The following is a 1,939-nucleotide window of genomic DNA, read 5'->3' on the forward strand; positions in this document are numbered from 1 at the left end:
CATACTCCTTCAGCCAAGCGTCGAACGTGCCGATCGCATCCAGCCTGAACGTAAAGCCGAACATTTTTTCGCGCATGGAAACGGAAAGGCCGGCATAGAGCTGGTCGAAACCATCCAATAAATCGAACTTGGTCAGCACCACGTACAGCGGCAGGCGGGAGCCCAACTGACTGCTTACCTCGTACAGACGAGTGCGTAGCACATGCGCCAACGCAACACGCTCCTCAGGCGTGCCATGCAGCAACGCAGGCAAGTCAACAACCAGCAACACGCCATTGAGGGCTCTCTGGCTGCGGTTGCGCAATAGCCAGTCCATCAGGTGCTGCCACAGCCTGGCCGGGGTTTCGGGTGGTAGTTGCGGTGCGCCTGAGTCGTCAGTGGGCGAGCCTGCGAGCGACTCCTGCCTGATGAAAGCCCCTGGCGGATCAATGATCACCGCATCATTGCTGACCCACCAGCCTATCGGGAAAGCCAGCGGTTGTGCCTGCCTGCCCCGGGCCTGCGCCTTATCGATTCGGGTCAGCGAAAAGCTCTGTTCCGTGCGGTCGATTAAGCTGGACTTGCCGGCATGCTGGTCGCCTATCACCAAGTACCAAGGCAACCGATACAAGGCACGTCGCCCTCCTGCGCTATCAAGAAATCGCGACAGCCCTTGGTCCAAGGCCTTCTCTTGCGCGCGAACCAATGGCAATACACTGTCCAGCTCTGCGGCTACCGCCTGCTTGCGCTCTGCCTGCAGGCGAATGTACCGCCTGCGCAGCACAACAAGCCAGCACAGCAGCGGCACCAACACGAGCACCAGGCTGGCCAGACTACGATGGGCCGTGCTGGCCAACGGGCGCTGTTCACGCCACTCCCACTGAGGCCCGAGCCACCAGATGGCGACCAGCATCAGCACGGTACCCAGCACAAGCAATAATGGCATGGCCAAGCCGATCCGAGTCACCAGGGGTAAACCCCGACGTTTCAATAGCTTCCATAGTTGATTCATGGAGAGTTCCAGTCCTTGTTTTGATCGGCCAATGCTTGGGGGGAGGCATGCTGTTGCAGTCGTTGAAACACATCGGGCTCCCAGGCACTGGCCGTGGTTTGCTGCATGGTCCGGGCGACACTCGCGCACAAGTCCTGGGCCAGCCAGGACACACCGCGTGCAGCCAGCAGGTCAGCGGCGATCACTGTGGTATGGCAACGCTCCCGAGGACCTCGAAGATCGGCCTGCATTCCCTGCAACCTGAGCAGAACGGGCTCCACGCCACCGGCTTCCAACTGGCTGGATAATTCCTCGCGCAGGGTGGCGAACTCCTGGGAGCAGGCCCCCTGCTCGGACGGACCTTGCGCCCCTTTGAGCCAGGCCAGGCTTTGGTCATCGATAAACGCTCGACCATCGCTAAAGCACAGCGGCTGCAGTGCGGGTAACCGCTGAACGAACCGAGCGGTCGCCGCACGGATAGCCTCAGCCACTTCGCCCATCGCCAGGCGTGAAGCGGCGGTTGCAGCGAGAAAGCTGCCGCGAACCCAGTAGGGACAAGCCGTCACGCTTTTTTCGATGCGCTGGAGCAATGCAGCATCGATCGCCGTCCCGGCGACCGCATCCTCATAATCACCGGCAATGTCCTGCGGAACCGCCATCAATTCAGTGCGGTTACCTTGGTTGGCTGGAGGCGCAGCCTGAATGTGCCCCCACAGACCAAAACGGCGCAGTTGATAGCCGACCGGGTCGTACGGGTCCTGCTGGTTGATAAGCTCGGCCATGTTCAACACAGCCCTGCGGGTTTCGCGCTCATTGCCAATCAACACACGTGGCATCGGCGCTGCGATGACATCAGCCAGCGGCACTGGCTTTATGTTTGACTCTGGCGCCTTGGGTGCTGCAACCTCGCCAACGCCATTGGCAAGGTCGGCGTATTTGCTCAGCGAGCGCTCAAGCTCGACAAGCGCA

Annotated in this window: 2 protein-coding genes; both read right to left on the reverse strand. The window is 60.7% G+C overall.

Features of this window, described 5'->3' with window-relative positions:
• A partial coding sequence (locus tag HP547_RS28565; RefSeq protein WP_306140755.1) for a type VI secretion protein IcmF/TssM N-terminal domain-containing protein occupies positions 1-991 on the reverse strand: 991 nt, incomplete at its 3' end.
• Positions 988-1,939: type VI secretion system protein TssA (gene tssA, locus HP547_RS28570; protein ID WP_172288855.1), on the reverse strand; the 952-nt coding region annotated here is incomplete at its 5' end. The genes tssA and HP547_RS28565, both read right to left, overlap by 4 nt.

Source organism: Pseudomonas sp. CM27, assembly GCF_013179515.1.
GTDB lineage: Bacteria > Pseudomonadota > Gammaproteobacteria > Pseudomonadales > Pseudomonadaceae > Aquipseudomonas.